The organism is Umezawaea sp. NPDC059074, from assembly GCF_042738955.1.
In the GTDB taxonomy this organism is placed as follows: domain Bacteria; phylum Actinomycetota; class Actinomycetes; order Mycobacteriales; family Pseudonocardiaceae; genus Umezawaea.
On sequence record NZ_JBHYHC010000004.1, the window covers coordinates 63,557 to 78,949 of the forward strand.

Here is a 15,393-nt window from a genome sequence, read left to right on the forward strand (position 1 = left end):
CTCAGGCCGTGACCCGGACGACGCGGCCGCGCTCGGCGCTGCCCGCGTAGAGCCCGAAGTCCTCGCCCTGGCGTTCGGTGGCGTAGCGCCGCAGCATCGTGCGGACCGACGCGTCACCGATCAGCTCCCAGGGCAGGTCCTGGGCGGGAAAGCTCTGGAGGGAACCGGAGAACCGCTCGCCCCGGCAGTCGACCCGCAGCCGGTAGGCGAGCACGAGGGCCTCGTCGTCGTACACCGAGTAGAGGAACGCGACCTCGGCGGCCACGCCGAGCGACGCGGACGCGGCCCGTGACAGCGAGGCGTCGTCGAGCTGCTCGCCCGCGAGCGCGACGCGGGGCACGCCCCACCCGGCTCCGCTGCGCTCCAGCACGACCTGCCCGTCACGGGTCTCGGCGATCCACAGCGCCTCCACGGACCTCGCGTGGTCCGCCAGCATCTGCTGCTCCGGCATCAGCGACACGTACTGGCCCTGGTGGTAGCCGAGCGGCCGGTGCACGGCCATCGAGAAGTCCCGGACCTCGCCGATGACCAGCACGTGGTCCCCGACGACGACCCGGCGCTCGGTCTCGCAGTCCAGCCACGCCGCGGCCCTCGGCAGGATCGGCGCGCCACCCAGCCCGGTCCGGCAGTCGAGGCCGGCGAACTTGTCCGGCGACTTCGTCGCGAACGTCGCCGCCAGCTCCCGCTGGTCCGCCGCCAGGATGTGCACCGCGAAGCCCGTGGACTCGGAGAACGCCTGGTAGCTGGCCGCGGACCGGTCCACGCAGACCAGGACGAGCGGCGGGTCGAGCGAGACGGACGTGAACGAGTTCGCCGTGATCCCCCGCGGCACGCCGTCGCCGTCGGTGGTCGTCACGACCGTGACACCGGTGAGGAAGCAGGACAGCGCCCGCCGCAGCTCGCCGCGGTCGACCGGCGAGGAGCGGGGTGCGGGAGCGGAGGTCATAATCATAAGTATTATCCTTCCATCGTCGCAGGCACAACCCCCTCGCCGGCGGGCCGTGGCTATCGGGCCCCTCCGGGAGCGCGTTACGGCCTGTCCGCTGATCGGGTGTTCTCCTGTGGGCTCCCGTAACGAGCTCCTCGCCGGTCCCCGATCCACCGGGCATCCGCCTTCGATCCCCAGAGGACGCCGCGATGCCGTACTCGGACAGACCAAGCCGGTGGCGGCGCGTCGGAGCCCGCGCCGTCGACCACCTGATCGCGTTCCTGCCCGCGCTGGTGCTCGCGTGGATGGCGGTGCCGGTCGTGGAGAAGCTCCTGGTGCACCAAGCGGGGAAGGTCGCCACCGGAGCCGTCGCGGCCGCCGACTTCGCGGGCCTCAAGGACGCCGCCGACCAGGTCACGACGATCGCCGTGAACGCGGTGTCGTTGGTGCTGCTGGTGATCACCGCGGTGACCCTCGCGGTGCTGTGCCTCTACGACTGGCTGGCCCACGCGTTTTTCCGCCGCACACTGGGAAAGGCCCTGTTCGGCATCGCCGTCGTGCGCGACGGCGACGCCCCCGGCCTCGGCCGCTGCTTCCTCCGGACCGGCGTGCTGTTCGGGTTGCCGGGCATCGCGGTGTGCTGGGCGTGGACGGCCTCACTGCTGGGCTCCCCCACCGGAATCGCCGTGCCGGTGGTGTTCGGCGCGTCGGTGGTGGGCCTGCTGCTCGCGATGGGGCCGACACGGCGGGCGTTGCACGACCGGCTGTCCGGCACCGAGGTCGCCCGGCGGTGACAGATCAAGGACAGAAGCCGGCCATGCCGTGACCAGGCCGTCGCGGTGGCCGGGAACACTTCGGAAACCGTTGTACGTTGGGCGCTTCACCACCGCACCGAGGAGTTGGCGATGCGACCCAGGGCGTTCGTGACCTACGCACACGACTCCGAGCAGCACAAGGCCGACGTGCTCAAGCTGGCGACGCTGCTCCAGCAGTCGGGGGTCGACACCGAACTCGACCAGTGGGCCGCGGACCGACGGCGGGACTGGTCGACGTGGGCCATCGAGGGGATGACCACGGCCGACTACGTGATCGTGGTGGTGTCGCCGGACTACAAGGCTCCAGGCGATGGCCTCGGCTCGACGACGGTGAACCGCGGCGTCCGTTCGGAGGCGTCGGTCCTGCGCGACCTCCTGCACGGCGACCGCGACACCTGGCTGCCGAAGCTGCTGCCGGTCCTCCTTCCAGGACACGGGGTCGAGGAGATCCCGTTCTTCCTCCAGCCGAACGTGGCCGACCACTACAAGGTCGAGGAGATCAGCGAGCGGGGCGTCGAAGACCTGTACCGGGTGATCACCGGCCAACCCAGGCTGACCAAGCCCTATCCCGGTCCGCCGCGGAGGTTGCCCGCCGGTGGTTCCGGCGCGCTCACGCTGAGCGAGCCGCTCGCGGTGTCGTGGCGGAGCGACCTGAGCGGCAGGCCCCAGACGCCGACGCTGGAGGTGCACCTGGTCCCGGTGGGCGGTGTCGAACGACTCCCGGTCCGCCGCCTCGCCCCGCTGGCCGACGACCTGGCCGGGCACGGTCGGGAGCACGGTCTCTTCGGCGGCGCGGAACAGCTGGTCGTCGACTCGTCGGACCAGGGCGCGTGGGTCGTCACCGCCAACACCCTGCGGAAGTCGTCCGGGATCCTGGTGCGGCGCACCGGTCAGCGCTCCGCGTGGACGGCACTGCCCCACGGGCAAGGCGGAATCCAGTTGACCCCCGACGACGTGGAGGAACGGCTGGCGGACCTGCTGGTCGCGCTCCTCGACCTGGACGTGCCCGCCCCACACCGGTTCGCGCCCGCGGTCGGCCTCGAACCGGTCCACCTGGTGACCATCGGCACCCGTGCGGACCTGACCTCGAACACCAGCGTGATCCACTCGTTCTACCCGCCGCACCTCCGCGTCGAGCCCGAGGAGTCGTTCACCGCCGAGCATTTGCGCCGCGCGGTGTCCGAGGTCGCCGAGGAACTCGCCGCTCGGCTGGTCGCCGCGTTTCGCCGGGAGGTCCGGTGAAGCAGGAGAAGGCGCCGCGGATCTTCGTCACGTACTCGCACGACTCCGAGGAGCACAAGGACCGGGTGCGGGAGTTCTCGACGTTCCTGCGGTCCGAGGTCGGCTTGGACGTGCACCTGGACCAGTGGTACGACGATCACCGGCGGGACTGGTCGGCGTGGGCGGTCGAGCACCTCACCGAGGCGGACTTCATCCTGGTGATCGCGTCGCCCGAGTACAAGCGGCGGGCCGACGGGGGCGCGCCGCCGGACGTCGGGCGGGGGTCGCAGTTCGAGGCGGCGATCCTGCGGGACAACCTGACCCGGAACCTGCGGCGCGAGACCGCGCGGATCCTGCCCGTGGTGCTGCCGGGGCGGTCGGTGGACGAGATCCCGGTGTTCCTCAACGCCCACTCCACCACGCACTTCCTGGTCGACGAGATCAGCCACCACGGGGTCGCGTCGCTGCTGGCCGCGATCAGCGGGCACGGCCAGTACCCGATCCCGCCGCGCGGCGAGTACCGGATCTCGAACCCCCGCATGCCCAAGGCCCCGGCCGAGACGCGTGAACGGACCGAGTTGCTGACCGCGTTGCCGTGGTTGAGCCGCAGCACGGACGTGCGGCCGGGTGGCGCGCGGATCGACGGCACGCACCACGGGGACAGCGTGGTGCTGCGGCCGTCGTTGTTCAGCGCGGACGCGAAGGGGTACGTGGAGTTCGACCTCGGGAAGCGGTACCGGCGGCTGACGTCCGTGGTGGGGGTGCTGGACGACGCCGCCGAGGCCGACCAGGTCGGGTACTTCCGGGTCTACCTGGACCGGTCGCCGGGACCGGAGGTGGAGGCCACGCTCGGCAAGCCGGGCTCGGTGGACGTGGACGTGTCCGGGGTGCTGCGGCTGCGGCTGGAGCTGTACCGGCCGGACACCGTGGCCTCGCCGATGATGGCCGGGGCGTTCATGGCGGGCGGGCGGTCCGCCAGGCTGCCGGAACTCGCGTGGGGCAACCCGACGCTGCACCGGGAGTTGTGATGCGCGGTCGTCCCGTGTTCCCTTGATCGCGTGCAGACCGGAGACGCGGGGACGACGTCCACCACCAACACCATGTCGGACGTGTCGGGCAACGTGCTCCAAGCGGGCAAGATCGAGGGTGGGGTGCACTACCACGCGGCCGAGCCGGTCCGGACGGTGCCGCGGCAGCTGCCCGCGGCGCCGCGGGGGTTCGCCGGGCGCGCGGACCTGCTGGCGGCGGTGGACGCGGCGGTCGCCGACGCGCCACCGGGAACCGTGCCGATGGTCGTGCTGGTCGGGATGGGCGGCGTGGGGAAGACGGCGCTGGCCGTGTCGTGGGCGCACCGGGCCGTCGACCGGTTCCCGGACGGGCAGCTCTACGTGGACCTGCACGGGTTCGGGTCGGAGCGGCCGTTCGAGGCGGGCGAGGTGCTCGGCGGGTTCCTGCGGGCGCTCGGGGTCGCGCCGGAGCGGCTGCCGGTCGAGACGGAGGAGCGGGCCGCGCTGTTCCGGTCACTGGTGAGCGAGCGGAAGACGCTGGTGGTGCTGGACAACGCGCACGACGAGGAGCAGGTGCGGCCGCTCGTGCCGGGGGTCGGCTCGTGCGTGCTGGTGACCAGCCGCGGCAACCTCGCCGGGCTGGTGGTCGACCACGACGCCGTGCTGCTGCCGGTGGACGTGCTGCCCGAGGCCGAGGCGCTGGACCTGCTGCGGGGGCTCGTCGGCGTCCGCGCGGACGCCGAGCCGGACGCGGTCGTGGAGCTGGTGCGGCTGTGCGCGCGGCTGCCGCTGGCGCTGCGGGTCGTCGGCGGCCTGGCCCGCTGCCAGCCCACGGCGACGCTCGCGGACCTGGTCGAGACGCTGACCGACGAGCACGGCCGGTTGGACGCGCTCGACGTCGGCGGTGACGCGCGGACCGCGGTCCGGACGGTGTTCTCCTGGTCCTACCGGCGGCTGCCCGCCGACGCGGCGCGGGTGTTCCGGCTGCTGGGGCTCGTGCCGGGCACCGACACGAGCCGCGCCGCCGTGGCCGCGCTGGCGGACCTGCCACAGGCGTTGACGAACCGGCTGCTGGCCGTGCTGGTGCAGGCGCAGGTCGCCGTGGACGCCGGGCGGGGCCGGATCGGCATGCACGACCTGCTGCGCGTCTACGCCGCCGAACTGGCCGAGCTGGGCCACCCCGAGGACCGGCGCTCGGCGGTCGTGCGGCTGTTCGACCACTACCTGCACGGCGCCGCGCAGGCGGACAAGCTGGTGACGCCCCGGCGGTTCCGCGTCCCGCTGGACGGCTCGGCCACGCCGATCAAGGACCTGGACACCCGTGACGACGCCCTGGAGTGGTTGCGCACCGAGCACGAGGCGATCGCCGGACTGTTCCAGGTGGACGACCGGGAGCTGGACGCCCGGATCTGGCAGCTCGCCTACACGATGCGCGGCTACTTCTTCCTCACCAAGGACTGGGACACCTGGGTCCGCACGCACCTCGTGGCGCTGGCCGCGACCGAACGCCTCGGCGACCTGTCGGCCGAGGCCGCCACGCGCAACAACCTGGGGCTGGCGCTGCTGGAGCGCGGCGACCCCGAGGCAGCCGGGCCGCACTACCTTCGGGCCCAGGAGATCTTCGAGCGGTTGGGCGACCTGCGCGGCGCGGGCAACGCGATGGGCAACTACGCGTGGATCCTGCACGGCCGCGGCGACTTCGCGGGCGCGCTGGAGTGGGCGACCCGCGCGCTGGGCCTCTACGAGCGGTGCGAGGCGCGGACGAACGCCGGGATCACGTTGCGGGGCATGGCGATCTTCGAGGCCGAGCTGGGCCGGTTCGCCGACGCCGTCGCCCACCTGGACCAGGCGATGGCGGTGTTCGTCGAACGCGGATCGCTGCTGGACCAGGCGATGGCCCACAACAGCCTCGGCGAGGTGCACGCCCAGGCCGGTGACGCGGTCGCGAGCGCGGAGGCCTACCGGAGGGCGCTGGCGCAGGGCGTGGAACTCGGCAGCCTGTTCGAGCAGGCCCGCGCCCACCGCGGGCTGGCGCGGGCGGCGCTGCTCGTCGACGACCGCGAGCAGGCGGCCGCGGAACTGCGCAGGGCGCTCGACCTGTTCACCGGGCTGTCCGCCGCGACCGAGGCGGAGGAGGCCGCGGCCGCGCTCGCCGCGCTGGGCTGATTACCCGGTGGGCAGACTTTGTCCGGCTATTGTCCTTTTCTCACCCCACTTCCGCGCGCGGGTGTGCGGCATCGTTGAGGGGTGAACAGCTCACCCACGGTTTTCCTCAGCTACACCTGGTCCGACCTGGCCGCGGTGGGGCGGATCGAACGGGCGCTGCGCAAGCGCGGCATCGCCGTGTTCCGCGACACCGACACCCCGGAGTTCGACCGCATCACCGACGGTCTCGCCGCCGCGGTCGACGGCTCCGCGCTCCTGCTGGCGTTCTACTCGCGGCGCTACCCGACGCGGTACGCGTGCCAGTGGGAGCTGACCCGCGCGTTCCTCGCGGCCCGGAGGCTGGGGAACCCGCTGGACCGGGTGCTGGTGGTCAACCCCGAGTCCGGCGACTCGCACATCGCGCCGATCGAGCTGACCGACGCGGGGTACGTCAAGTGGCGCGACAAGCCGGACGTCGACCGCCTGGTGCAGCGGGTGGTGGACAAGCTCGCGCAGGCCGACGGCGTGCCGCTGGGGCCGCCGTCGAAGCCGGACGACCTGGCCCGGCTCGACCCGAGGGTTCTCCTGCCCCGCCGGTTCGTCGGCCGGTACCGGGAGCTGTGGGCCGTGCACAGCGCGCTGCACGGCGGCCTGCTGTCGGCCGTCCGCAAGCCGCACCCGCACGCCGTCGCGGTGCTGAAAGCGCCGCGCGGCATGGGGAAGACCTCGGCGGCCGAGCACTACGCGTTCCTGTTCCGCGACGCCTACCCCGGCGGCGTGGCGTGGCTGTCGCTGGCGGGCGGCGGGGTGAGCCTGGACGACGACACGGTGGTCGCCCGCTTCTCCGTGGAGCTGCGCCGCGCGGCGGCGGACCGGTTCGGCCTCGACCTGCCGGACCTGGACGCGGACCGGATGCGCGCGGTCCTCGGCGACCACCTGTCCCGCCGCGGCGAGGACGTGCTGGTCGTGGTCGACGACCTGCCGCCCGGCCTCTCGCCCGCGGTCCTCGACCGGCTGGTCGTGCCGTCCGCCCGCGTCCACACGCTGCTGACCGCGCGCACCGCGACCCCCGACTGGCCCGCGGCGTCGGTGGAGCTGGGCGGGCTGTCCGACGTCGAGGCCGAGGCCCTGTTCCAGACCGAGTGGCCCGAACTGGACGACACCGACCGCGCCACCGTCCACCGGCTGTCCCGCCAGTACGGCGGCAACCCGTTCCTGCTGACCGCCGCGCTGCACGCGTTGTCGGCGGGCCACCGCACCGGGGCCGCCGAGGACTTCACCGGCAGGCTGGACGAGCTGGTCGCGGAGGAACTCGACCTCGTCACGGCGAGCGTCCGGGCCCGGAGTCGAGCGGCCCTGCTGGTGCTCGGCTTCGCCGCGGCACTGGCACAGGCGCCGTTCCCGGCCGACCTCGTCTCCGACGGGCTCGTCGGCGAGCAGCGCGCGACGACTTCGGAGGTGGCCGCGGCGCTGGCCGAACTCGCCGAGCACAGCCTGGTCCACCGCGCCCACGCCGGACGGGGCCACGGCCAGGGCTGGCGGCTGCACGCGCTCGTGGCCGACGCCGCCCACCGGGCACTCGGCCCGGAGACCACCGACGACCTGGCCCGCACCGCCGCGCGGGCGATAGCCGCACGGGTCGGCGACTCCGCGCCGCCGCACCTGCACCTGCACGTCGTCCACCTGGCCGCGAACCAGGCCGTGCCCGTGGAGGAACGCCTTGAACTCCTGCGCTCCCAAGCCGCCGTCCACGAGCGCGACGGCGACGCCCCGGCCGCCCGCGACGCCATCCGCGAGGCGATCCGCTTGACCGGCCACCGATGGCGGTCCGAGGACATGCTCACCTCCGCGCGGATGGCCGTGGCCGCGGCGGACCCCGAGATCGCACTGGCCCACGCGAGCCTCGTGCTGGAACGGTCCCGAGCCAACGGCGACAAGCGGTCGGAGTTCCGCGCCCGCTTCCTCGCGGCCGCCGCGCACGACCTGCGCGGCCACTACCACCGCGCGAACGAGGTGTTCCACGAGCACCCGGACGTGGTGGCGCACGGCACCTTCCCGACGTGGCTGTCCCAGGCGCAACGGCACGAGATCCGCGTGGCCAAGGCCGCGGCCCTGCGCCACCGCGGCGACCACCGGGCCGCGATCACCACGATCACCGCCGTCTACCCGGACATCCGCCGCGACGCCCCCGACAGCCAGTGGCCCGCCGCGACCCTGGAGCTGGCCAGGGAACGGATGTTCAACGGCGAGACCAAGCAGGCCCGTCTGGACGCCGACGCGGTCGTGGCCCTGTTCGAGGAGGCCGGGAAGTCCGGCCACAGACTCGCCAAGGAGGCCGCGGCCGTCGCCGCCGAAGCGGACCTCGTGGTCGCGTTCACCGACCTCAACCTCACCGGCGAACGCTGGCGCACGGCGACCGACCGGATCGGCGCGCTCGCCCTCGACTCGGCCTCCTGGTTCGGCCCGGACAACGCCCACACCCTGCACCTGCGGGTCCTGCACGCCCAAGCCCTCCTGGACTCCTCCGACCCCGCGGGCAGCCTGCGCGTCCTGGCCGACACCGACGGCCGCATCGAGGCCACGCTGGGCGCGGACCACCCGCTGCGCCTGCGGGCCAGGTCCGTAGCGGGCCGAGCGCGCTTCGCCCAACGCAGCTGGGCCCACGCCTACGAGATCCTCGGCGACGTGCTCCCCAGACAGGTGGACGCACTGGGCCTCACCCACCCCGACTCCCTGGTCACCCGCTTCGCCCTGGGCCTGGCGGCGGCGGGCAACGGCGACAAGGTGGAGGCGCTGTCACTGGTGGCCCACACCTGGCGCCTCCAGGCCACCACCCACGGCTGGTGGCGCGAGAACGCCCTGGAGGCCCTGGTGCACCAAGCGATCGTCGTCCTGCCCGGCCCTCTGTTCCGCCTGCTGATGAGCCTGAAACGCGCCGCCGTGGGAGGCCGTGGCCGCAAGCAGACCTAGAGCGCCGTCTCCCCGAACCGAACCCGCGCCTCGCCGATCATCACCGGGTTGATCCCGCCGTGGACCTCGTCCGCCCTGGCCCACACCTCGCCCGCCTCACCGACCCGACCAGCGGCCCGGTGGACGTTCCCCAACCCGGTCAACGCCCGCGCCGTCTCGTACCGACTCCCACACCGCTCCCCCAGTTCCACGGCCTCGCCGTACAACGCCACGGCCGCGTCGTGATCCCCGGCTTGGAAGTGCGCCCAGGCAACGCAGTTCACCGACATCACCACGTCCAAGTCCAACTCCAGCGCCGCGAACTCCCGCCGAGCCAGCTCCGCGTGCACAGCGGCATCGGCGGTGTGGCCCAGTTCCACCTCCACCAGAGCGATCCCCCGCAACGCGATGGCCGCGTTGCGGGCCTTGCCCTGCCGCCGGTAGGACTCCATCACCTCACCCAGGTCCCGCAGAGCGCGGACGTGATCCCCGAGGTACAGCGCGGCCCACGCCAGGTTCGACACGGCATCGGTGGTCCCGTGCTCGTCGCCCAACTCGCGGAACAACTCCAGCGCCTCCTCGTAGTACCCGACCGCCACGGCCAGGTCCCCGCGATCCACGTGCGCCATCCCGAGGTTGTCCAACGTCATGGCCAGCGCCCTGGTGTCCCCGGCCGCCCGCGCGGACGCGGCGGCCACCAGGTGCGTGTCGATCCACGGGTCCCAGAGCTTCGCGAGGAAGAAGAAGTCCCGCAGGATGTACGCGATCTGCCAGCACGCGCGGTGCAGGCCGCGGGCCGACGCCAGGTGGCACAGGCCGACCAGCGTCGGCCACTCCTGGTCGATCCACCGCAGCGCGGAGTCGCGGTCGGTGAACTCCTTCGACACCTCCGGCACGCTCACGGGCGTGAACGGCAGCCGGTAGCGGTGCGGGGCGAGGAACTCGTCGCTGGAGCGGGCCAGCAGGAGGTTGTGGTCGAGCATCCGCTGCACCGCCGCGACCTGCTCGTCGACCGCGATGGACGGCAGCACCTGGTCGCGGGCGAACTCGCGCACGAGGTCGTGCACGGTGAGGTGGTCGGCGGAGTCGTGCGCCACGAGGTGCGCGTCGCCGAGGTGGTCGACGAGGCTCCTGGTGCTCGCCAGGCTCACGCCAGCCAGCGCCGCGGTGCTGCGGATGTCCACGTCGTGGCCGGGGTGCAGGGCCAGCAGCGCGAACAGCCTCAGCTCGTCGTCGGTCAACGCCCGGCAGGACAGGCTGAACGCGGCCGCGACGCTGCGCTCGCCGTCGTCGAGCACGCTGAGCCGGGACGTCTCGTCCGCCAGCCGCTCCTCGAAGTCCTCCACCGTCCACATCGGACCACCGCGGAACCGGGCGGCCGCGATGCGGATCGCCAGCGGGAGCCGCCCGCAGCGGTCGACGACCGAGCCGACCACGGCGTCCTCCGCCGACCGGGCGCGGTCGCCGCCCACGGCCCGGAACAGCGCCACCGCCTCCGGCCGCGGCAGCACGTCCACGGGCAGGTGCACCGCGTCGTCGAGCGCGTTGAGCCGGTTGCGGCTGGTGATCAGCACCCGGCAGCGCGACTCCGCGGGCAGCAGCGGGGCGACCTGGGCCGCGCTGCGGACGTTGTCGAACACCAGCAGGACGCGCTTGCCGTGCAGCCTGCTGCGGTAGAGGTTGGCGCGGGCGTCGACGTGCGGCGGGATCTGCTCGCCGGGCACGCCCAGCAGGCGCAGCAACGGGTCGAGCGCGTCGTGCGCGCTGGCCATCGCCACACCGAGCGCGTGGCCCCGCAGGTCGAGGAAGAGGCACCCGTCCGGGAAGGACTCCCGCGCGTCCCACGAGGCCCGCAGGGCGAGCGCGGTCTTGCCCGCCCCCGCCATCCCGCTGAGCACGCACGCGCCCTCACCGTCCTCCCCGGCGAGGAACGCGGCCAGCCGGTCCAGTTCGGGGCCGCGGCCGGTGAAGTGCGGGGTCGTCGGCGGAAGGCCGGTGATCGCGGTGACCACGTCGCCCACCACCTGCCGGTCGCTCCTGCCCCTGATCAGCGCGGACAGCGCGCCGTCGGCGGTCAGCGCGACGTCGCACGCCTTGGCGAACTCGCGGTTGCCGGACGCCTTGCCCGTCTCGACCTTGCTGAGGTAGCCCTTGCTGTAGTGGATGCGCGCGGAGAACGCGGACTGCGACAGCCCGGCCTCCTCGCGCAGCCGCCGGAGAGCGCTGCCGAACTCCACTCGATCTTCCATGCGCCCATCGTCACCCGTCGCGCGGACCGGCAGAACCCGTTTCCCGTTTCCACTCGAACGGGAAACCCTCACCTCGCCCGCAGCCGGGTGAGCCTCCTGACCAGCAGCAGCACGAACACCAGCGCCAGCGCGACCAGCGCGGCCGCCGACAGGCCCCACCACGGGGCCGAGTGCCGCCACAGGTCGTCGTCGGGCACGCCGGGCACGATCGCCAGGACGTCGACCGTGGACGCCCCGGCCGCGTACCCCCAGCGGGACGGGGTGAGCCACGAGAGCTGGTCGAGCACGGGGCGGCCGGTCACCGGGATCATGCCGCCGCACAGCACGAGCTGCGCCATCACCACGACCACCAGCACCGGCATGACCTGCTCGGCCGACCGCACGAGGGCGGACGCGTACAGCGCCATGGAGCACGACGCGAACGCCGTGAGCCAGAGGGCGATCCCGAGTTCGAGGACCGGGTGCCCGCCGAGCACCACGCCGCCCGAGGGACCGGGTTTCGCCAGCACCGCCCCACCGACCAGCAGCGCCGACTGCACGGCCGCGATCACGCCGAACACCACGACCTTGCCCGCCGCGTACGCCCGCGGTCGCAGGCCCGCCGCCCGTTCCCGCAGGAAGATCGCCCGTTCCGCGACGATCTCCCGCGCCCCGCACGCGCCACCGGTGAAGGCCGCGCCGACGAACAGCAGCACCAGCATCTGCGTGGGTTCGGCGGGATCGGTCGGGTCGGGCGGCCCGAGGCCCGCGGAACCGGGCACGGCCAGCGCGAGGCCCGCGAGCACGAGCGGCATCAGCAGCAGGAACGCCGCGTAGCCGAGGTCGGCCGCGATCAGCCTGGTGTGCCGCGCCACGAGCGTCGCCGCTTGGCGCGGCCACGACCGCAGCGGCTGCGGGACGTCCGCGGTCGCCGTGGGCGGGCGGACGGCGTCGGTCAGCGTCCCCTCCGGCGGGCGGTGCTGGGCCGCCGCCTCGAAGATCTCCGGCCAGCCCGCCGACCCGAACCGCACCATCAGCTCGTCCGGAGCGCCGAGGAAGAACGGCACCCCGCCGGGCGCGAGCAGCAGGATCCGGTCGCACCGGGCGAGGTTCTCCGGGTTGTGCGTCACGACCACGACCGAGCGCCCCGAGTCGGCGATGTCCCGCAGCGACCCCATGATCTGCTTGTCCAGGTTGGGGTCCAGGCCGGACGTCGGCTCGTCGAGCAGGAGCAGCGGCGGCGACGTGAGCAGCTCCATCGCGATCGACACCCGCTTGCGCTGCCCGCCGGACATGCTGCGCACCTTCGTGCCCGCCTGCTCGCGGAGGTCGACCTCGGCCAGCGCGTCCGCCACGACCCGCCGCCGCTCGTCCCGCCCCGTGTCGGCGGGCAGCCGCAGCCTCGCCGCGTACGACAGGACCTTGCGGGCGCTGAGCTTCAGGTGCAGCACGTCGTCCTGCGGCACCACGCCGATCCGCGACCGCACCGACCCGCGCACGTCCAGCCCGTCGTAGGTGACGCGCCCGCTGGACGGCGTCAGCTCGCCGGTCATCACCTTCAGCAGCGTCGACTTGCCCGCCCCGGACGGCCCGACGACCGCGATCAACTCCCCCGGCCGGATGTCGATTCCGACGTCGGACAGCAGCCTCTTCCCGTCCGGCAGGGAGAAGCTGACGCCGTCGACCACGAGGTGCTGCTCCGCCACCGGGACCGGCGTGAACCCGGACGCGGACACCACCACGTCGGTCGACCCGACCGTCAGCACGTCACCGACGCCGACGAACGCGTCCCCGGCGATCTCGACCCCGTTGACCAGCGTCCGGTTGAGCCCGCCGAGGTCGGTGACCAGCCACCCGTCCCCGCTGCGCCGCGCGGTCGCGTGCCGCCGCGACACGAGCGGGTCGTCGAGCACCACGTCGTTGTCCGGACCGCGCCCGATCCCGACCACGCTCGCCGCCCGCCCGACGCGGAACCCGACGTCGACCACCTCGCTGAGCCGCACCACGGCCTCGTCCACGACCCGGTGCTCGACCACCCGCCGACCACCGAGCCACGTGCCGCCGGACGTCCCCTGGTCCCGCACCACCCACCCGCCGTCGAACTCGACGCGCAGGTGGTCGCGGGACACCGCCGGGTCGTCGAGCACGACGTCGTTGAACGGCCCGCGCCCCACGCGGACCACGACACCGGGCCCGAACGTCCACCGCCGCTCCCCCGCGCTCACCACGAGGTCGTCGGAGGTCATCGCGTGGTCGTGGTGGCGGGCTTGGTGCTGGTCGTCGCTGATGGCGGCAGACCCGAGGTGGGCACCTCGCCCGCGAGACCGAGCAACTTGGCCTCGCCCAGGGCGAAGACGTTGGAGCCGCAGGTCCTCGGGCCGCTGGTCACCACCCACTGGAACTTGAGCCGCAGGACGTTGGTGAGATCGAGGTCGAGATCGACCACCTTGCCGAACTCGATCGCCGAACTCGTCAGCAGCCGCCCATCGCCGAAGACCTCCAACTGCACCTTCACCGAGTCGTACTGCGCGTTGTCGCCGATGCCGGCGACGGCGACGAAGCGCCGGTACCCCTTGGAAAGGTTGTACTCGGCGGACTCGGGTTCAGTCGTGCAGTAGGAGTCGGTGGTGCTGCCGAGCGCATGCAGGTACTGCTTGCCCGCCATCCCGATGGTGAACGCGTTGTCCGAGGTGCCCCAACGACCCGCCGAAGGCTTCACCTGGTCGAGGAAGACCGTGATCGCGGGCCGGGCGACGACCAACTTCGCGCTGCCGTCCACCGCTTCCCCCGCAGCGGGCTCTTGGCCGACGACCGTCCCGTCGGGCTTCGACTCGTCCACCTGGTCGACGATCTCGACCTTCATGTCCTTGGGCAGCTTGTCCCGCGCCTCCCCCAGCTTCTTGCCCACCAGATCCGGCATCGAGGTCAGCTTGATGTCCGCCACGGTGGTGGTGACCTTGGCGGAGGTCGGTTGGGTCGTCTTCACCCCGGTGTCGCCACCACCGACGGTCGGGGCCGAAGTCGACCCGGTCTCGGCCCTGGGGGTCTTAGTGGGGGCCAGGAAGTAGCCGATGCCGCCGACCGCTCCCAGGAGCACCACGGCGGCGAGGACGACGGGGAGGCGGCGCTTCCGCTTGCCGCCCGGCGCGGGGACGTTGACGGGCATGCGCAGGACCGTTTCGTTGTTGTTGCCCTGTCCCAGCGGGACGGCGGGCGGTGGGGTGTCGAGGCGGGTGCCGACCGGCCACTGGCGCAGGCGTTCGGAGAGCGTGCCGAGCACGGCGGCGACCTGGTCGGCCGAGCGGGGCCGGGCGGCCGGGTTCTTCTGGAGCAGGGCCCAGATGGCGTCCCACAGCTCGTCCGGGACGCCCTCGGGCCTGCCGGGCATCATCTCGCCGTGGCTGCGGAGCACCTGGAACACCGAGTCGCTGGCGAACGGCGTGACGCCGCAGCACAGCTCGTAGAGGACGATGCCGAGCGAGTACAGGTCGGCCGCGGGAGTGATCTGGCCGCCGTTGGCGATCTCCGGGGCCACATAGTTGGGCGTGCCCGCCAGCAGGGTGCTCTTGCCGACCTTGGAGCCGCCGGTCATCTTGGAGATGCCGAAGTCGGTGAGCTTGGGCGTGCGGGTCGGCGTGGAGGAGTCCATCAGGACGTTCTCGGGTTTCACGTCGCGGTGCACGATGCCCGCGAGGTGCACCTTGTGCAGCGCGTCGGCGATGCCCGCGCCGATCCTGGCCACCTCGGCGGGCAGGATCGTGCCGGACCCGACGAGCAGGTCGCGCAGGGTCCCGCCGGGCACCAGGTCCATCACGATCGCGGCGGTGCTGCCCTCCACGACCAGGTCGTGCACGGCGACCAGGTGCTCGCCGCGGATGTTGACCAGCATCGACCGCTCCTGGTGGAAGCGGGCGATGAATTCCGGGTCGTCCACCAGATCGCTGCGGAGCAGTTTGAAGGCGAACGGCCGACCGTCGTGGTCCGCGCCCTCGTACACCTTCCCCATCGCACCGGACCCCAGGGGCTCGCCCAGCGTGTACTGGCTCCCCAAAGCTCGCCCCATGAGCTTTACCTCACTTTTCCCTCGTTCAGGACGTCGA

Annotated in this window: 9 protein-coding genes; 5 read left to right on the forward strand and 4 right to left on the reverse strand. The window is 72.9% G+C overall.

Annotated features, from left to right (window positions below; all coding sequences use genetic code 11):
• Nucleotide 1: 1 nt before the first annotated feature.
• Nucleotides 2-946 carry a flavin reductase family protein gene (locus ACFWW9_RS03105; RefSeq protein WP_390370816.1) on the reverse strand — a complete coding sequence of 315 codons (945 nt, stop codon included), beginning with the start codon at nt 944-946 and terminating at the stop codon, nt 2-4.
• A 191-nt stretch (nt 947-1,137) separates the two neighbouring features.
• Here ACFWW9_RS03105 and ACFWW9_RS03110 point away from each other — a divergent pair, with 191 nt between their 5' ends.
• The 5 genes from ACFWW9_RS03110 (at nt 1,138) to ACFWW9_RS03130 (ending at nt 9,086) form a co-directional block, all read left to right on the forward strand.
• Nucleotides 1,138-1,722: an RDD family protein gene (locus ACFWW9_RS03110; RefSeq protein WP_390370818.1), complete on the forward strand. Its 585-nt coding sequence runs from the start codon at nt 1,138-1,140 to the stop codon at nt 1,720-1,722.
• Between the two features lie 111 nt (nt 1,723-1,833).
• Entirely contained in the window at nt 1,834-2,985 is a 1,152-nt protein-coding gene (locus ACFWW9_RS03115; RefSeq protein ID WP_390370819.1) for a toll/interleukin-1 receptor domain-containing protein, read from the forward strand.
• Nucleotides 2,982-3,992, forward strand: a complete 1,011-nt coding sequence (locus ACFWW9_RS03120; RefSeq protein ID WP_390370820.1) for an SEFIR domain-containing protein — start codon at nt 2,982-2,984, stop codon at nt 3,990-3,992. Before ACFWW9_RS03115 ends, ACFWW9_RS03120 begins: the two co-directional genes overlap by 4 nt.
• A gap of 30 nt (nt 3,993-4,022) precedes the next feature.
• Nucleotides 4,023-6,137 carry a tetratricopeptide repeat protein gene (locus ACFWW9_RS03125; RefSeq protein ID WP_390370822.1) on the forward strand — a complete coding sequence of 705 codons (2,115 nt, stop codon included), beginning with the start codon at nt 4,023-4,025 and terminating at the stop codon, nt 6,135-6,137.
• A gap of 81 nt (nt 6,138-6,218) precedes the next feature.
• On the forward strand, nt 6,219-9,086 hold the full coding sequence (locus ACFWW9_RS03130; RefSeq protein WP_390370824.1) for a TIR domain-containing protein: 2,868 nt from the start codon (nt 6,219-6,221) through the stop codon (nt 9,084-9,086).
• Here the strand turns inward: ACFWW9_RS03130 and ACFWW9_RS03135 are convergent.
• From ACFWW9_RS03135 to ACFWW9_RS03145, 3 genes are all read right to left on the reverse strand, one after another.
• Nucleotides 9,083-11,314, reverse strand: a complete 2,232-nt coding sequence (locus ACFWW9_RS03135; protein ID WP_390370826.1) for a tetratricopeptide repeat protein — start codon at nt 11,312-11,314, stop codon at nt 9,083-9,085. The genes ACFWW9_RS03130 and ACFWW9_RS03135 overlap by 4 nt on opposite strands.
• Before the next feature lie 68 nt (nt 11,315-11,382).
• Nucleotides 11,383-13,539: an ATP-binding cassette domain-containing protein gene (locus tag ACFWW9_RS03140; RefSeq protein ID WP_390370828.1), complete on the reverse strand. Its 2,157-nt coding sequence runs from the start codon at nt 13,537-13,539 to the stop codon at nt 11,383-11,385.
• Nucleotides 13,536-15,356, reverse strand: coding sequence for a protein kinase (locus tag ACFWW9_RS03145; RefSeq protein WP_390370830.1), 1,821 nt, complete (start codon nt 15,354-15,356; stop codon nt 13,536-13,538). Before ACFWW9_RS03145 ends, ACFWW9_RS03140 begins: the two co-directional genes overlap by 4 nt.
• Between the last annotated feature and the right edge of the window lie 37 nt (nt 15,357-15,393).

Bases quoted from the DNA above. Each gene is read 5' to 3' on its own strand.
- ACFWW9_RS03140 (WP_390370828.1), bottom strand. From the start codon at position 13,539: ATGACCTCCGACGACCTCGTGGTGAGCGCGGGGGAGCGGCGGTGGACG.
- ACFWW9_RS03135 (WP_390370826.1), bottom strand. From the start codon at position 11,314: ATGGAAGATCGAGTGGAGTTCGGCAGCGCTCTCCGGCGGCTGCGCGAG.
- ACFWW9_RS03105 (WP_390370816.1), bottom strand. From the start codon at position 946: ATGACCTCCGCTCCCGCACCCCGCTCCTCGCCGGTCGACCGCGGCGAG.
- ACFWW9_RS03145 (WP_390370830.1), bottom strand. From the start codon at position 15,356: ATGGGGCGAGCTTTGGGGAGCCAGTACACGCTGGGCGAGCCCCTGGGG.
- ACFWW9_RS03115 (WP_390370819.1), top strand. From the start codon at position 1,834: ATGCGACCCAGGGCGTTCGTGACCTACGCACACGACTCCGAGCAGCAC.
- ACFWW9_RS03110 (WP_390370818.1), top strand. From the start codon at position 1,138: ATGCCGTACTCGGACAGACCAAGCCGGTGGCGGCGCGTCGGAGCCCGC.